The sequence below is a fragment of the Acinetobacter sp. 826659 genome, assembly GCF_000588515.1.
Taxonomy (GTDB): Bacteria; Pseudomonadota; Gammaproteobacteria; order Pseudomonadales; family Moraxellaceae; genus Acinetobacter; species Acinetobacter pittii.
On sequence record NZ_JFYD01000001.1, the window covers coordinates 640,485 to 656,832 of the forward strand.

At 38.2% G+C, this 16,348-nt stretch carries 13 protein-coding genes; 1 reads left to right on the forward strand and 12 read right to left on the reverse strand.

Going from position 1 to position 16,348, the window contains the following annotated elements:
• Nucleotides 1-60 precede the first annotated feature (60 nt).
• The 4 genes from J663_RS03045 to hemE form a co-directional block, all read right to left on the reverse strand.
• On the reverse strand, nucleotides 61-1,953 hold the full coding sequence (locus J663_RS03045) for a DUF4105 domain-containing protein (RefSeq protein ID WP_081404568.1): 1,893 nt from the start codon (nucleotides 1,951-1,953) through the stop codon (nucleotides 61-63).
• A 61-nt stretch (nucleotides 1,954-2,014) separates the two neighbouring features.
• The gene (locus J663_RS03050) at nucleotides 2,015-2,485 is read right to left on the reverse strand and encodes a DUF3015 family protein (RefSeq protein WP_005039106.1); all 471 of its coding nucleotides are present in this window, start codon (nucleotides 2,483-2,485) and stop codon (nucleotides 2,015-2,017) included.
• 149 nt (nucleotides 2,486-2,634) lie between these two features.
• Nucleotides 2,635-3,429: a DUF817 family protein gene (locus J663_RS03055; RefSeq protein ID WP_033847703.1), complete on the reverse strand. Its 795-nt coding sequence runs from the start codon at nucleotides 3,427-3,429 to the stop codon at nucleotides 2,635-2,637.
• A gap of 6 nt (nucleotides 3,430-3,435) precedes the next feature.
• Nucleotides 3,436-4,509 carry a uroporphyrinogen decarboxylase gene (gene hemE / locus J663_RS03060; RefSeq protein WP_033847704.1) on the reverse strand — a complete coding sequence of 358 codons (1,074 nt, stop codon included), beginning with the start codon at nucleotides 4,507-4,509 and terminating at the stop codon, nucleotides 3,436-3,438.
• Between the two features lie 301 nt (nucleotides 4,510-4,810).
• Between hemE and J663_RS03065 the strand changes: the two genes are divergently transcribed.
• Complete coding sequence (locus J663_RS03065; RefSeq protein ID WP_017398631.1) at nucleotides 4,811-6,052, forward strand: L,D-transpeptidase family protein; 1,242 nt, start codon at nucleotides 4,811-4,813, stop codon at nucleotides 6,050-6,052.
• Between the two features lie 118 nt (nucleotides 6,053-6,170).
• Here the strand turns inward: J663_RS03065 and basJ are convergent, their stop codons facing one another.
• The 8 genes from basJ to basE form a co-directional block, all read right to left on the reverse strand.
• Nucleotides 6,171-7,340, reverse strand: coding sequence for an acinetobactin biosynthesis isochorismate synthase BasJ (gene basJ, locus J663_RS03070; RefSeq protein ID WP_032005243.1), 1,170 nt, complete (start codon nucleotides 7,338-7,340; stop codon nucleotides 6,171-6,173).
• A 125-nt stretch (nucleotides 7,341-7,465) separates the two neighbouring features.
• Nucleotides 7,466-8,221 (reverse strand): 4'-phosphopantetheinyl transferase family protein, encoded by a 756-nt coding sequence (locus J663_RS03075; RefSeq protein ID WP_033847707.1) that lies wholly within the window; start codon nucleotides 8,219-8,221, stop codon nucleotides 7,466-7,468.
• Between the two features lie 10 nt (nucleotides 8,222-8,231).
• Nucleotides 8,232-8,966, reverse strand: a complete 735-nt coding sequence (gene basH / locus J663_RS03080) for an acinetobactin biosynthesis thioesterase BasH (RefSeq protein WP_033847709.1) — start codon at nucleotides 8,964-8,966, stop codon at nucleotides 8,232-8,234.
• Between the two features lie 70 nt (nucleotides 8,967-9,036).
• Nucleotides 9,037-10,632, reverse strand: coding sequence for an acinetobactin export ABC transporter permease/ATP-binding subunit BarB (barB, locus tag J663_RS03085; RefSeq protein ID WP_033847710.1), 1,596 nt, complete (start codon nucleotides 10,630-10,632; stop codon nucleotides 9,037-9,039).
• Entirely contained in the window at nucleotides 10,629-12,239 is a 1,611-nt protein-coding gene (gene barA / locus J663_RS03090; RefSeq protein WP_033847711.1) for an acinetobactin export ABC transporter permease/ATP-binding subunit BarA, read from the reverse strand. Before barA ends, barB begins: the two co-directional genes overlap by 4 nt.
• Before the next feature lie 245 nt (nucleotides 12,240-12,484).
• Nucleotides 12,485-13,636, reverse strand: coding sequence for an acinetobactin biosynthesis histidine decarboxylase BasG (gene basG, locus J663_RS03100; protein WP_033847713.1), 1,152 nt, complete (start codon nucleotides 13,634-13,636; stop codon nucleotides 12,485-12,487).
• A gap of 117 nt (nucleotides 13,637-13,753) precedes the next feature.
• Nucleotides 13,754-14,623: an acinetobactin biosynthesis bifunctional isochorismatase/aryl carrier protein BasF gene (basF, locus tag J663_RS03105; protein WP_002118594.1), complete on the reverse strand. Its 870-nt coding sequence runs from the start codon at nucleotides 14,621-14,623 to the stop codon at nucleotides 13,754-13,756.
• A 17-nt stretch (nucleotides 14,624-14,640) separates the two neighbouring features.
• A complete protein-coding gene (basE, locus tag J663_RS03110; RefSeq protein ID WP_033847716.1) occupies nucleotides 14,641-16,269 on the reverse strand; it encodes a (2,3-dihydroxybenzoyl)adenylate synthase BasE in 1,629 nt (542 codons plus the stop codon).
• Nucleotides 16,270-16,348 lie beyond the last annotated feature (79 nt).

Here is a 16,348-nt window from a genome sequence, read left to right on the forward strand (position 1 = left end):
TATCTAAAAACAAAAAAGAGAAATGAATAAACTCATTTCTCTTTTTTATACATTTATTCTTTAAAAGAACCAAACATATCCTAGACTTGATTTCATCCAGTCTTGATGGTTTTGTTGTTCATAGTCCCAATTCAATCGAACAGCATTATTGCGATTAATCACATATTGCCACTGAGTATTTACTCTCAAATTCCATTGGTTTTGATCTTCCCAATATGGCAATTCAATTTGCACCACAGAGTTGAAACGCTCAAACCATTGATTTATACAACCTAAAGTTGGCCCCATACCTACGCGCCACCCTTTATCTAGATTTGAACCTGTTTGTACATAGGTTTGTACTTGTCCATAGCAAATATGCTTTCGCCCATAGTCTGCAAGACTGTAACCGACCTGAGCATTAAAGCTTGCTACGCCGTGTTGTTTGTCTTCACTAAAGCTTCCATCATGAATGGCTTCTTGACGCCAACCTAAATTAAAACCCCAACTCAGCGGTGTTTTAAATGGTTGAATTGGGTTATAAGAGTTCACTTCTAACAGATCAAGACGTTCTAGTTTTAAATGGTCATCTCGCCACTGTGCATTACCATTTAAAAATAGTAATTGGGTCCCTGCACGATAGCCTCCTTGAGGATCTATTAAGTCATGATAGGCTTGCCGATGACCAAGTTCGATAAACTTATCACCTTGCACCTCACCAGCTTTCACTGAAAGATTACGTGCGTTATGGCCTTGAGTCGGCTCTTTTGTTGGTCTTTTTGGTTCTTGACGTTGCTTATCTAAATCAATCTGACTTCTGAGTGCTAAAAGCTGACGTAACTGCGGCTGAGCAATGCTTTCGTCAACTTTACGACCAATAAACTGTAGATATAAATCATCGTAAGCCATCTCGAGGATTTTAGCCTGATCCTGCTCAGTAAATGATTTTAAAATCTGAGAAGACTGCTGTATAGGCAGCATCGCAATTTGATGAGCCACCTTCGCCAGTGAGGCACCATGCTGATGAGCTTGGGACAATAATTGGGTTTCTAAAGCAGGTCGATATACAGGAGCTTTGGTGAGTCCCTGCTGCTGCATCGATTTAATGGTTTCCATTGGAATAGATGCATAGGTGAATTTCTCTTGCAAGTTAGACTCAGGTTTTACTAAATCCACTAACCCCAACAATCGATAGGCACAGTTATCACTCACAAAGTAATAAGGGAAACTCACATGTTGCATTTCCCAAATATGGCTTACTAAAAACCCAGTTTCTTCAGATGATAGATTTAACTCATATTCCCACAAATCGCGGCTTTCAAAATCACCATACTCTTTTACCTTACGATAATAAGGCATCAATGAATATTCGCCTGGATACTGCCCCGTTAAACCTTTCCATGCATATGACCAGTTGTCGTTGCCTGCCACAGTTGCTGCATAGTTTACGGCGTAAGAGACAAGGTTTAACTGCTGTTGATCTTTTGGGTCCAAACGCAATAACGTATGACCAAACATTGAGCTAGGATTGCCCATAAAATCGGTCGCATAAATTAAGGTCGCTTTATGAGGCTTAATCTGCCCAATCCAATTTTCAAATTCGGTACACTTTACTTGAGGCAATTCACTTTCTTGAATGCCGACTTTTTGCATGAGCCATTGACTACGTGCCGGGAACTTACAGCGAATCGACTGGTTATCTTGAGCAGGCATAAATAATGCTGAGATATCCGCTTTCAGTTCTTCTTTTAAGTTATTTTTTCCATTTTCTGATAGGAAATAGCCAGAATAAGTGACCTCACTTTTCTGATTTTTATTGGCATACATGAGCCTTTGCCATGTAATGTCTTGATCTAGATTTTGTTGTTCTGCAATTGACCAATATTTTTGAATAGATGGATTTATATCTGCTGAATACGCAATATTCACTGCCAAAGAGGCAAAAACTAAAACAACTGACTTCATTAAGCTCATCAATTTTTATCATTAAATATAAGAAAAACCCTGCCATAGGACAGGGTTTTCAGTTTCAAACTTATACGTAGGCTTTTAAAACGTCGTCTTTAGCCATTACAGTTTGTAATGATGCTAAAACTTGAAGCGTATTTTGGTTATTTGCAGAATAGATTTCACCAAAGTTTGCTTTTGAAACTTTAAAGAAACGATCTTTGTCTTGAGGTTTAATTTGCATTAACTCAGCAAGTACGTTCAGGCTTTCACCTTGGCCTACTGCCATATCACGCGCTAAAGCTTCAGCATTTTCATTTGTGAATGTAACCACTTGAGCAGTTACTGTTCCGCCTTGACGGCAGCCTAAAGTACCGAAAGTGATCCCTAATAATTGGTTAGTAAAAATACCGTTTGTTGTTGCAGCAAGAATTTTAGGCGCTACTCCTTTTTTGCCAGCCCATACTTGTGTACCCACACCACAACCTACGTCGTTGTCAGCCATTGCAACACTTGACCCAGCCGCTAATAACGCAGCTAAAGCTATTTTTTTTAACATAGATGTAAATCTCCAAAATCATTATTGATCGTTTCTTATGTGTTGTATTGTTATGTGTAATTTTTATTACACGCTATTAAAGATAGCGAGATGGTTGTGAATTAGCAATTAAAAAATAAACAATATGATAAAAAATGCAAAAGAAAAATTTATCTTAAATTCCAGTTACCTTGATTATCTCGATGACCCAATATTTTAAGTACCAGTACTAAACTTAAGAGTAATAATAAATACCATGACCCCAGTTTACCCCAACCCACCATATGCCAAGCATCTACCTGACTTGGATAGAGCCAGATTTTATAAAAAGTACTAATATTTTCAGCAATCCAGATTAGAAAAGCGAGGGTCAACAATACAGGTAACATCGGGATTTTAAATTTATATTCATTTAGCTGAAAATAAAGTTTGGTCTTCCAAAAAATAAAAATACTGATTGCAAATAAAATATAGCGAATATCAGGTACAAAAAATTTACTCATAAAGTTTATATATGAGAAAAATGCGAGTAAAAGCATCGTTCCAAAACTTGGAAGTTTTTCGAAAGAAACCTGAAATAATCGGAGTGATCGCGCAAAAAAACTACCTACAGCCGAATACATAAAGCCTGCAAATAAAGGCACAGTTAAAATTTTAAATATAGCAGGCTGAGGATATTGCCATGATGCGATCGCAGGGTGCGTTAAAAATATTTCCATGACCATCGCCATGACATGAAATAAAGCAATAACTTTGGCTTCTGCCCATGATTCAAGTTTTAAATATAAAAGACAGATCTGAATCAGCACTGCATAGATGAGTAAATAATCATAACGATAAAAACCCATATATTCGTGGCTTCCCATCGGTGCTGTTAAAGCAAAAGCAATTAAAAGTAGAATACCAAACAAGGCTGCCGAAACAGCCTTGCCGATAAAATGAATTGGTAAAGCGAGATGGCGCACAAAAAACTATCCTAGATATTTAGCACTATACTCATGTACTGTATCTACAAAGATTTTTGGTTGCGCAGGGTCTACCCACTGGGTAATACCGTGGCCTAAGTTAGCAACGTAACCTGTTTTTTCACCGTTTGCATAAGCATCGTCTAACATTGCTTTTACAGCTTTTTCAATTGAAGCAGCCGAGCCATATAAAACAGCAGGGTCAAGATTACCTTGTAGCGCTACACGTCCCGACACAATATTACGAGCTGTATTAAGTGGAGTAGTCCAATCTAAACCTAATGCATCTGCACCAGTCGTAATCATTGGCTCTAACCATTGACCGCCACCTTTAGTGAAAACAATAATAGGAATACGGCGACCATCTTTCTCACGTTGCAAACCAGCAATGATTTTATTCATGTAGTTTAAAGAGAATTCGACATATTCACGATGTGCTAATGCCCCACCCCAACTATCAAAGATCTGGATAGCCTGAGCACCTACATCAATTTGAGCATTTAAATAGTCAATAACTGAATCTGCTAAATGATCAAGTAAAGCATGCAAAACTTCTGGTTGCGCGTACATCATCTGCTTGGTAAAACGGAACTCTTTACTTGAACCACCTTCAACCATATACGTTGCTAATGTCCAAGGACTACCAGAAAAACCAATCAGTGGAACTTGGCCACCTAAAGCAGAGCGAATTGTGCTTACTGCATTCATCACATAATCAAGGTCTGACTTTGCATTTAGCTTGGGTAAATTCGCGACATCTTGTTCAGTACGAACAGTTTTTTGAAACTTAGGGCCTTCACCCGTTTCAAAATAAAGCCCTAAGCCTAATGCATCAGGAATTGTTAAAATATCTGAAAATAAAATTGCTGCGTCTAAGTCGTAACGGCGTAAAGGCTGCAAAGTCACTTCACAAGCAAATTCTGTATTTTTACATAGAGATAGAAAATCGCCTGCTTTTGAACGTGTTTCACGATATTCAGGCAAATAACGTCCCGCTTGACGCATCATCCATACCGGTGTGGTATCTACAGGTTCGCGTAACAAAGCTCGTAGGAAACGATCATTTTTCAAAGTCGTCATTACCAATCTCTATATTCTTTATGTGGCAGCATCATATCAAAAACATAGAGATTTTTATAATTTCAATTTCACACAAAAAACTCGTCAATCTACTAAAAAATGCATATTTACACAAAAGTCTACTGCAACCAGCAAGGTTTTCTGCAATACTTGCAACATGTTACATCGGGTCTATTGATATTCTTTTAACCACTAAATTGCCAATCTTGGGCTCATAGAGATGAGTTATTGGTAATTTTATGCAATTTTAGATTAGATCATGCCCCTATTGCTTATATGAAAATTCTTAAGGTTGAATTACATGTTTGTTCGCTCATTACTCGCTATGAGTTTAAGTTGTATTATTGCTAATGTTGCTTTTGCTGCTTCAACAACTGAGCAACCCCTGAACCCTAAAAAGGTATCAGCTCCTGTAGAAGATCCGATTGATCCTTTAGCAGTAGATGCAGCTTCAACTGTAAAAGCTCAAGCTTCGACACAAATTACCGCTCAAGAACAAAGTGACTTAAATCGAGCGTCAACAACATTACAAAATTTGCAAAAAACTGAAGACCAAAATGCTGATTCAGGTATTGCCGCTTCAGCACCAGTAGCCGTAGCTAAAACGACCACAACAACTGCTAAGACTTCAGCTCCAGCAGTTTCTTGGACATTAGATAGCTTAAATTCGGCTGAATGGTATGAAAATATTGGTAAGGGCCAGTTTCCAGTTTATGCTCGTGCTCACGTCATGCTAAATAATGCACATGCATCACCGGGTGCAATTGACGGTATGAGTGGCAAAAACACGTTAAAAGCAATCTCTTCATTCCAGCAAATGAATGGTTTATCACCTACTGGTGAACTAACTAAAGAAACTTGGGATGCATTAGTTGCTAAGCAAACAAAACCTTCATTTATTGAATACACCATTACTGATGCTGATTTAAAAGGCCCATATGCACAATCAATTCCTTCTGATTATGCTTTACAGGCTAAAATGAAAGGTTTGTATTACACTCGTGTTAGCGAAATGTTGGGCGAAAAGTTTCATATCGATGAAGCTTTCTTAAAAACAATCAATCCAACAGCAACATTCAAAAAAGCGGGTGAAAAAATCATTGTTCCAAACGTACGCAATGATTTACCAGAAGACATTCATTTGATTATTGCGCATAAAGGTGCAAAACAATTGTATCTCTTCAATAGCCGTAACCAAATGATTGCGTCATTTCCTGCAACAATTGGCAGTACTGATACGCCTTCTCCGACCGGTACTTACAAGGTAGTTGGTGTGGCTCGTAATCCTTGGTATAGCTACTCACCATCAAACTTTATTCAAGGTAAAAACTTGAAACCTCTTTCTTTACCACCTGGTCCAAATGCACCTGTAGGTAATATCTGGATTGGTTTAAGTAAAAAATCTTTTGGTATTCACGGAACACCAAACCCGTCTTTAATTTCTAAAACAGCTTCTCACGGTTGTATCCGTTTAACGAACTGGGATGCTAATGATTTAGGTAATAAAGTACGTTCTGGCGTAACTGTTAAATTCTTAGAATAATCCTCTTAAATAAAAAGCCTGCTTTACGCAGGCTTTTTTATTAAATTTTTACTATATCTCACTAGAATACTTAGTTATTGTTTTGATTATAAAAATAAAACCAGCCTAGGTTTACTAATTACACAGCAATTTTTGTATTTAGAATATTCAACATGGTTTGCATTTTAGCTTCTGTTTCTAACCATTCAGCTTCAGCATCTGATCCTTCCACAATCCCCGCACCAGCATATAAGCGCATTTTATTTTCACTGAGTAGACCACATCGAATCGTCACTACCCATTCTCCATTACCCTCGGCATCCATCCAGCCTACTAACCCCGTGTAATAATGTCGGTCATAACCTTCATGATCTAAAATAAACTGCTTAGCAACATGAGTTGGTGAACCACAAACCGCTGGTGTTGGATGTAATTCTAATGCAAGGTTTAATGCATTCGGTGCCTGTTGTTTGAGCATACCTTGGAATTCTGATGATAAATGCAGCATTGTTGATGTTTCTAAAATATCTGGAAATTCAGAAACCTTAAGCTCTACACAATGAGTGGCTAAATTTCTAATAATATTTTCAACCACAATTCGATGTTCATGTTGGTCTTTCTCAGAATGATTTAATTCTTGTTGGCTGACGAAATTTTTTTCAGAAATCGGTGATTTGGGCCTAGAACCGGCCAAAGGATTACTGGTTACAATACGACCTTGTTTTGATAAAAGCAGTTCTGGGCTTGCGCCTAGAATATAATTATTATGTTCTACTGGAATCACAAAATTATAAGCATTTGGATTTTGTTTTAATAAAGCAGCCAATAAATTTTCTGGCTCTTGATGATGGTTAAACTCATATTCAACAGCCTGAGAAAGAACAACTTTTTCTACCTTCTTTTTTTCAAAAGCATCTAAAGCTAACTGTACTGTACCTTCAAATTTTTGGCGTTGAATGAGTAATGATTTATTAATTACCTCAATGTTATTACGTTTTTTTAATGAGTTAATCGTAGAAGATGCTTGTGTTATTTTTTTATGATCAGCATAAAAATTTAAGCTACTTTTCTTTGTAATATCAAAAGGTATAGCACCAATTAAAACTGGATTTTGATGGCCTTGCTTTTTAATTTCTTCAAAACATTTTGCAATCTCATCATTAAATAGTGCGGTATTTGCTGCAGGTGTATTTAGCGTTTTAACGAATTCGTTCACTTCGAGATAATAATTTTTCGTAGAGAAACATGAAAATTTCTTTTGACCGATATGATCTAAATTTTGCTCTACTGATATTTGAGTCTGCATCATCTGTATATCACCTCTCACATTGATTTTTTTTCAAGCAAATTCTGTAGTACTTCTTTTTAAATATAGGAGTATAAAAATACTGAAACACACATTAATGCAAATGATTATTATTATCAATAATAAAATTAGTTTTCAATGCAAGAAATTGTAATTATCTCGTTATTTGTAAAAAAAAATTGAACTTTAATCTCTAGATTTATCTCGATTGAACTTTCTTGACTAAGGTAAAAATAAAGAAACTCACCATCTAGTTGTTTTAAATTTATATTTTTAAAATCAATAATTTGCTTATATTTTAAATAAATTGCTTTAATGATACTTTCTTTAGCAGAGAATATTACCAAATATAAATATGCTTGTTTTTTTTGCAGCTTTTCAATTTCTGCTTGTTCATTTTTATTTAGAAAAACATCATAAAATTCATCTTTCTTTTGAAAAAAAATATGATGTTTTTGAGACTCTATATCGATTCCAAATATTTTTTCTTTAGCCGTGGTATTTCTAGCATATGCGATGGCATGACATGATTTTTTTGATCCAACATGGCTAATCCCACCCAGCACTCCTTCGGGCCATAGGGGTTCCCCATGTCTACCTTGATAGACAATAGAATGTTCTAAATTGAGGCTTTGTAATGCATATTTTGCTGCTAAGCGTCCCGTCAAGAATTCTAATTGTCGAATGAAGCGTGAGTTTTTTATCTTCGGTGGAAGAAATATATTCAGCTCTTGATAGATATGATCAAGCTGAGGTATTTCTTTGATTTCACTGAGCTGGACTTTATGTATATCTAGCCCGAAAGCTGTTAGCTTTTCATATTGAATATTTATTTCATCCAGACATGAATTAGCCCCTCTATTTACCTGCTTCTCCCTATTCATAGCCTGCACTTTATTCAATATTCACGGTCAATGTTTCAACGATGGCAGCAATGTTTTTAAGCATCTTTATTCGGGTCTCGGGATTGAGAAAGTAGAAATGGTCCCCTTCAAACTCAATACTTCCTAACCAATTTTCTGTGTGTTGTTGCCATGCATCCATCATTCTTTTGTTAGGAATATCAGGGTCCTGTTTGCCATAAAATGCAACGATCGGAACCTCAGTCTTGTGTATGTTCTCGCTAAGCAATTGATCACTAAGATAGAAGTCGTTACGAATGATTTTGAGAAAGAATGTGAGTGCATCCTGATTATTTAAAATTTCATCAGGAAAATTATTGTATCGTTTTAATTCATCAATAATTTTTTCATCAGTTAACTCATGCTTGTACCGCATATGTTGAATATAGTGATGCTCAGGTCGGCTACTTATAACGATTAATCTCAACTGATCAATCATTGTTTTTTCATTCAAATAATTGAGTACTTTCCAAATCAAGCCACCTCCCACACTATGTCCAAATAAAATAAACGGTGTGTCTGAATAAGCTTGTATTTCATTGGCAATTTGCATAGCCAATAGATCAGGATCATCGATCAGTGGTTCATTTATTTTTATACCATGGCCCGAATATTCAATAGGAATAATACGAATATTGTCAGAGATCTGCTTTTTCCATGGATGATAAATACTTGCGCTACTCCCCGCAGGCGGTAAACAGAACATATTATATTGAGGTTTATTCATTTAAGAATTCTCCAAATATTAAGCATTTTTCTTTTATAAAAAATGCTTAAATCAGGTTTCTGCGCTTTTTTTAAACAGAGGTTGAAGCTAAATTTATAGTTTGAGTCGGTTGCCAAATAGCTGAGTCACGATGTGTCACAAAAATAACCGTAGAAGAAAGGGCACGTATCGTTGTAACGATTTCCTGCTCAGTCTCTTCATCCAAAGCAGAGGTGGCTTCATCAAGTATTAAAATCGGCGCATTTTTGAGTAATGCTCGCGCAATTGCGACCCGCTGACGTTCACCACCCGACAATGCGGTGCCTTGTTTACCAACCGATTGATTAATTCCTTCTGAACTACGGTCAATCATTACGCCTAATGCAGCATCTCTTGCAGCCTTTTCTATTTCATCATCAGTTGCATCAGATTTTCCTAAACGGATATTTTCAGCCAGTGTTCCTGTGAACAAAATAGGTTCTTGTGTGACATAAGCAATATTCGAGACCAAATCTTCATATTTCATTTGATCAAGAGCTATGTCACCTAGGGTAATTTTTCCTCTTTGTGGATCATCAAATCGTGTAAGCAATTCAAGTAAAGTGCTCTTACCACTACCGCTTGGTCCGGTAACCCATACTCTGCTCCCCAATGCGATGTCGAGAGTCATATTTTCAAGTGCTGGCGCATAGCTAACGCCTTGTACCGAAATATGATGGCCAGTAGGAATTTGAGGATGTAATGGCTCAGGCAACTCAGGTGGATGTGTCATCTGATTAAAGTTGCGCAGTGCAGCAAACAAATCATTAATATGCAACCCTGCGGTAGCAAGTTCACCTAACGGCGCTGCTGCACGTCCAATTAAGACGAGTAATGCCAACACCAAAGCAGCATGATTGACTCCAGCGATCACCAGATATGTTGCCATGCCTGCAATGGGTAAAACACTTGCCAAGGTTGCAATAAAACTTGCAAATGCAGCAGCACGATTGATCCGTACTAATGTCTCTTCTTGCTCTTCCCAACGATGTTCCAGCCTTTGAACCGCACGTTCTGGTCCCGCTGCTGTGCGTAATAACTCAACATGATCAACCAATTCCAGCGTTGCTTGTGAAGCAGCTAAATCGGCAGTATTACGCTTTTTATCAATATGCATGAGTGCACGTTGTGCTAGGAATTGGGCAAATAAAGAGAGTAAAAGTAAGCCTAAAGCGACAAATGCTCCCCCGGCTCCAGCAAGCATGCCTATTCCTATTGTTAGAAACAAAGGCATAAAAGGCGTATGTAAAAAGGTTTGCAATTGATGAGCAGGAATACTCATAAACCCAGGAATTCCCTGTCCAGCAATCGTTTTAATCTGAGCACGCTGTTCATTGGTAAACCAAGAGAGCTTAGCACGAGCTAAAGATTTGCCTAACTCAGCAAATAGGTCTCCTGCTAAACGCACACCAGTAAGGAAGCCAGCACGAGTGACCACCACTGTCACTAATATTGCTGCAATTGCACTGATGAGAACCCAGCTTGGTGACCATTGATTGACTATTGCAAATGCCAATACGGTATATGCGATTGCTTCAATTGCTGCAACAATGATCCATCCGATACCAACAATAATTAATTTTTGTTTGGCCGCACGAGGAAGCATCGAAAAAATCTGATCTTTATTTAATTTAGCAGGAGTATTCATAAAGATTTCCCTGAGTCAGTTGGGCCGTTAAGCACTAACCTGCTGTCAGCATGAGCAGCTAAGGCAAGATCATGAGTGACCATGACGATGGTTTTATTCTGGTTTTTAGCTAAGTCACTTAACTCCAATATTATTTTTGTCGCATTGGTCTGGTCGAGTGCACTCGTTGGCTCGTCTAATAAAATAATAGGAGCTGAGGATAAAAAAGCACGCGCTATACCTATGCGCTGTTTTTCACCGCCTGAAAGTAAAGTTGCATCTGCATTTAAATCTACTTTTAATTGGGCCTTGAGTAATGCCTGCTCAAGTTGTTCATCATTTGCATTAATGGCAGATAAGGACAAGTTTTCTCTTACTGTGGCCGGTAATACATCTCCACCTTGTGGAATAAACAAAACCTTTTCATGTCTTAATTTTTCATGTAATTGCAAAATATCTGTTTTTGCTAATTGAACGACACCTTCTTGCAATACAGCGAACCCAGCAAGTGCTCGCAGTAAGGTTGTTTTGCCAACTCCACTTGGCCCTGTAATTGCAGTAATTGAATTTTTTGGAAATGCATAACTTAATCGATCCAATACTTTTTGATTTTCAATTGTAAAGCTCGCATTAACTATTTCGAGTGTTACATCTTGCTCAATCTGTTGTAGATTGCCCGATGAGAGTACTGGCTCTTTTAAGAATGTAGATAGACGAGTAGCTGCAGCTCGCCCAGCAGCGACATAATCAAGACCATGCCCTAAACGTAGTGAAGGTGTCACGATAGCCAAGCTAAAGAAAAGTGTTGCAGCCAAGGTCATACTGTCGTATTGATAAGCCACGAGATAGGCTATGGCAAAGGTTGCAACAGCTTGTAGTAATGCAGTGGCAACAGCAGCGAGTGTTGCGACTTTACTCACCCAAGACACCATATTTTGAGTGAAATTTTGTGCTGATTGAGTATAGGCTGTTAAAGCGCCTGATTGTTGCCCATATATTCGATTATCACGAATGCCACGTGCATAATCATCAGCGGAACCAATAATATCTAACATGACCTGCATACGTGCAGCGCCATCTCGTTTTGATACATGGGGAACAATAATTAAATAATAGAGTGAAGCAATTGCCCCAGGTAATAATACCCAAAGGGCCATCGGGCCAACCAAAGCAATTAATAAAACAATAGAAACTAAAGGGATTACAGCAAAAATCGCAATTTCCGACGGTAAATGCGCCACCATGTGATGTAAAGTTGCGATATCGTCTGAAACCAGTCGTTTTAAGCTTTGGTCACCCTGTTTTGATAGGGTTGTGTTAGGTAACCGAATTAAATGACGAGCAATTTGACGACGTAATCGTGCCGAAAATCCAGCCTCTGCATCATGCACTAACCATGAAGCCAGTGCTGCCAATGCCGCCCCGACTATCCAAAAAACCGCTGAAAAGATCACCCAATAAGAAGATAAATAACCAATCAACTGAATCATGCCCCACAGGGCTGTTAAAATGGCTAAACCAGAAAATACGGCAGCAAGTGTTCCTGCAAATAATTTAGGAAATGCTGGCTTGAGTGCAGGTGCCAAGGAAGAGTCTGTCATCAGATGAGATAACTTTAAATCAGACATGCTTATCTCTCTTTATATTCATAGAAAAAGCGGTACTTAAAATAAAATCTCGCTTCAATTGACCAGCAAGAATTGTCATTTTCGGCTTTAAAAAAGCATGAATAAGAAAATCATATAAAAAGTATTTTTTTAAAAACTTTAATTGCATCAAAAACTTCCTAACCACCCTATCAAAATATTTTTAGATCATTTTCTAGACTGTAAAAATTAATATGGATTTGTCTAAATCATTTTGGTTGATATGACTAAAAACCAACTGTACGTTTAGAGGCACCTTGTAAATCAAAAATAACGTCGTCAATTAAGCTATCAATCTGACGTGTATCTCGGTGATGTGCCGTAGTAATTAAATGAGCCATATTTCCCGAGGTTGCCAGATAATGCTTTTTCCAGATGTGCTCTGAAGGACACGGAAATACCACAGTGATTGAATTTGGATTCCGCCAAGCAGGAATGCCCACTGCTTGAAAGCGATCAACTGCGTACTGGGCCATTTTTAGACAATGTTGAATTCTCTGCCGTCTTTGTAAATTGGTTTGGCTACGTATTGCCGCCCACATCAACAAGACAGTATGGCCATTGCGAGAACCACTAATGGTTTGATCACGTGTAGAGATATAGTCCACATCTACCGATATAAGCTCTACATTTTGGCGCTTGGCCACAACAATGCCACACGGAATTGGTGAGCCAATCATTTTATGGCCAGACACACAAATCGAGTCGATGCCATGAGCAAAGGAAAACGCTTGAGGATAATCAACAAAAGGTAAAATCATGCCACTTAAGGCAGCGTCGGCATGAATATAATAATCTCGGCGTATGATTCCGATTTGCGCTAAGCGCTCTTGAATCATTTCAATATCATCAATTGCGCCAGTCATGGTCGTACCAATATTTGCAAAAATAATGGGGTGACTTTCTTTATTGGTTTTTATTTTATGGATTAAATCATCGTAGTCGATTTCACCATTATTCAATGATTCGATCACACAAGATTTCATCTGCAATAATTTGGCAATTTTTCCCACCGAATAATGCGTATCTTTTGAGTAATATAATGTTGAATCTGGAAATAGCTCACGCGCCAGATAGCAGCCAAACATATTACCTTCTGTGCCACCATTGGTTACATATCCCCAGCTTTCTTCAAAGGGAATTTGAAAAATTTCGGCAAAATACGCCATCACATCTTTTTCAAAATCAAAAGAATTCAATGCGTAATTGCTATAGTCTTTCCAATCACCACAATTATTAATAGAGAATTTGAAAAAACGAAATAAAGCGGAATAATCAAAATCTGCAGATTCAGGATACCCAATATTGAAGTATTGATGTTTTAAACAGTAATTCCAGAATGTCTCTATTTTCTCTTGATCAGCAGGCGATAAAATCATTTTTTGCTCCGTTAATATGACGATTACAAGTCGTCTAAGGAGTCGCTATCAAAGATATAAATTTTATGTATAAATTTAGCGACCAGGATTTGTCGTATGCCTTATGATGGCAACCCTCTACCCTGCAATCCGTTGCCGTGCATCAACCAATGACCACCAATTTGATAAAGTGGGTGTGCGTCCTAATTCTTCAAAACTAATATTGATTCCTTGTGCTTTGAGTTCCGAAGAAAACTGCATAATTCGTAATGAGTCCAATCCATAAAGAATCAGGTTTTCTTCTGGATCTAATTCATCTTCTTCAATCAGTTGCTGGACCTTTTGCTCTAGCCAAGGTCGTGTAATGCCTGTTGCCACCTGCCCCACTACAGATTCGGTATCAATGACTTGACCACAACGTGAAGACACATATTTCAAAGCTAAGCGATGTTCTTCTTCTGAAAAATCGGCAACTGCATCCCCAACCAGAAAGGGTTGTATGTCGCTCATAAAAGCTTCAATTGCCGTAACCATACAACCGATATGGGCATAAACACCGCCAATAATGAGCTGATCACGATTCCAGTTTTGCATTCTTTCAAGCAAATCCGAACGTTTAAACGCGCTATAACGCCATTTCGTTAAGACAATGTCATGTTCAGCAGGAGAAAGTTGATCAATAATTTTTTGCTGATCGATTGTTGAGGCTGGCAAACCCGGTCCCCACATCGCATTCAGTAATGCACGATCTGCCGCTGGCTGTTCATAAGGCTGTGCTGTATAGACAACAGGAACATTGTTCTGATGTGCCCAAGTTCTTAGTTGAACTAAATGATTAACAACCGTCTTAATTAATTCACTTTCAGCATCGTAAAAATTTAAAAAGTAACGCTGCATATCATGAATTAATAAAACTGCTCGAGAAGGATCTAATTGCCATTCTGTTTTATTATTTGGATAACTCTCTCGTTTGGGCATGAGATAAGTAGAAATTTTTGCAATAGCCATATGCTGCTCAATATTTATTAAGATGTTGTAGATGTATTTAAAATGCTGCGAAGTTGCTTTTTGTCCACCTTACCGACTGCGGTTAGTGGCAAACTTTCGATTAATTTGATCTGGTCTGGAAGTTTGTATTGTGCAATACCCAACTCCATGAGATGGCGTCTGAGCACAACAGCTTTAAGTTCAGGATTCCGAGAAACAATAAAAGCACAACTCTTTTCACCGAATTGTTCATCAACAATCGCGACTAAAGCTGCGTGCATAACTTCTGGATGCAAAAGAATAAGTTTTTCTATTTCTTCCGAAGCAATCTTTTCACCACCACGGTTAATCTGGTCTTTAATTCTTCCTACTACACGTAAATTGCCATCCGAAGTACGCTGCACGAGATCGCCCGAATAGTAATAGTTGTCCTCATCAAAGACCTGTGAATTATGTTCAGGGCTTTGGTAATAACCACAAAAGGTATAAGGTCCCCGAGTCGCAAGCATCCCTATTTCACCTTCTGGAACCTCTTTATACTGTTCATCCACAATTTTGATTTCATCATCAGAACTGATAGGACGCCCTTGGGTCGTAAAGATTTGCTCATCGGAGTCATCTAGTCTGGTGTAATTGACTAAGCCTTCGGCCATTCCAAATACTTGTTGTAATTTACAATTGAGGACTTCAGGAACTTGACGGGCTAAAGATTCAGGGAAACTTGCTCCCCCCACTTGAAGCAACTTTAAAGACTGGATTTGATCTTTATATTGAGCGGCTTTTTCTAGCCACATAATGACAGCACTCGGCACTAAAGATGCCATATTGACTTGATGTCTTTGAATAATAGAGAAGCAATTGAGCGGCTCAGGATTTGGTGCCATCACAACACATCCACCTGCATGTAAAACGCCTAATGCACCGGGTGAACTCAACATAAAATTATGCGGAGCTGGCAGAGCGCACAATAACCGGGTATTTGAGTTTAAACCACAAATCTCGGCACTGGCCCGCACACTGTAGTCGTAGTCATTATGCGTTCGTGGAATAAGTTTTGGTGTTCCCGTACTTCCACCTGACAACTGAAAGAAAGCAACTTCATCAGCAGGTGTAGATGAAAAATCGACAAAGGTCTCTGCTGATGTTTCAATCCAGTCTAATAGTCCGAAATCGGTAGCTTGATGATTGAGCATCAAAATAATTTCAGGACTTAAATTTACTTCATGAAGTGAGTCAATAAATTGATTATTGTTAAAGACTTCATGCTGACGCGAACCAATTAAAAGCTTAGGTTGAATCTGTTTAATAAAGGCATTTAGTTCATATTGGCGATGGCTATATAGCGCATTGAGCACAACCACGCCTGCCTTAAGCAAGGCAAAAAAGACAATATAAAACTCCGCAACATTGGGAAGTTGTACTAAAGCAGTATCACCCTTGCCCAAGCCTTTTTCAGCTAGTCGAGAAGCTAAATTTGTTGATAGCTGGTCCAGCTCGATATAACTCAACTGACGCTCACCACAAATAATTGCCGGCGAATGCGGGTGCAATTGAACCCCTACCGTTAAAATGCGCGTCAAAGGTTGGTCAATCCAATAACCTTTATTTCGATAGTGTTGCGCTCTCTCTGGAGACCAGCGAACAAACTCAATCAACTGTTTTTTCATGACATTCTAAATATTCAATTTAATTTAATGGTTATCAAGCTATTGATTCTTCGTAAATTTTCTTACATATCGGCATAAA

Excerpts from the sequence above, each read along its gene's own strand:
- J663_RS03045 (WP_081404568.1), bottom strand. The coding sequence starts at position 1,953 with ATGAGCTTAATGAAGTCAGTTGTTTTAGTTTTTGCCTCTTTGGCAGTG.
- J663_RS03050 (WP_005039106.1), bottom strand. The coding sequence starts at position 2,485 with ATGTTAAAAAAAATAGCTTTAGCTGCGTTATTAGCGGCTGGGTCAAGT.
- hemE (WP_033847704.1), bottom strand. The coding sequence starts at position 4,509 with ATGACGACTTTGAAAAATGATCGTTTCCTACGAGCTTTGTTACGCGAA.
- J663_RS03065 (WP_017398631.1), top strand. The coding sequence starts at position 4,811 with ATGTTTGTTCGCTCATTACTCGCTATGAGTTTAAGTTGTATTATTGCT.
- basJ (WP_032005243.1), bottom strand. The coding sequence starts at position 7,340 with ATGATGCAGACTCAAATATCAGTAGAGCAAAATTTAGATCATATCGGT.
- J663_RS03075 (WP_033847707.1), bottom strand. The coding sequence starts at position 8,221 with ATGAATAGGGAGAAGCAGGTAAATAGAGGGGCTAATTCATGTCTGGAT.
- basH (WP_033847709.1), bottom strand. The coding sequence starts at position 8,966 with ATGAATAAACCTCAATATAATATGTTCTGTTTACCGCCTGCGGGGAGT.
- barB (WP_033847710.1), bottom strand. The coding sequence starts at position 10,632 with ATGAATACTCCTGCTAAATTAAATAAAGATCAGATTTTTTCGATGCTT.
- barA (WP_033847711.1), bottom strand. The coding sequence starts at position 12,239 with ATGTCTGATTTAAAGTTATCTCATCTGATGACAGACTCTTCCTTGGCA.
- basG (WP_033847713.1), bottom strand. The coding sequence starts at position 13,636 with ATGATTTTATCGCCTGCTGATCAAGAGAAAATAGAGACATTCTGGAAT.
- basF (WP_002118594.1), bottom strand. The coding sequence starts at position 14,623 with ATGGCTATTGCAAAAATTTCTACTTATCTCATGCCCAAACGAGAGAGT.
- basE (WP_033847716.1), bottom strand. The coding sequence starts at position 16,269 with ATGAAAAAACAGTTGATTGAGTTTGTTCGCTGGTCTCCAGAGAGAGCG.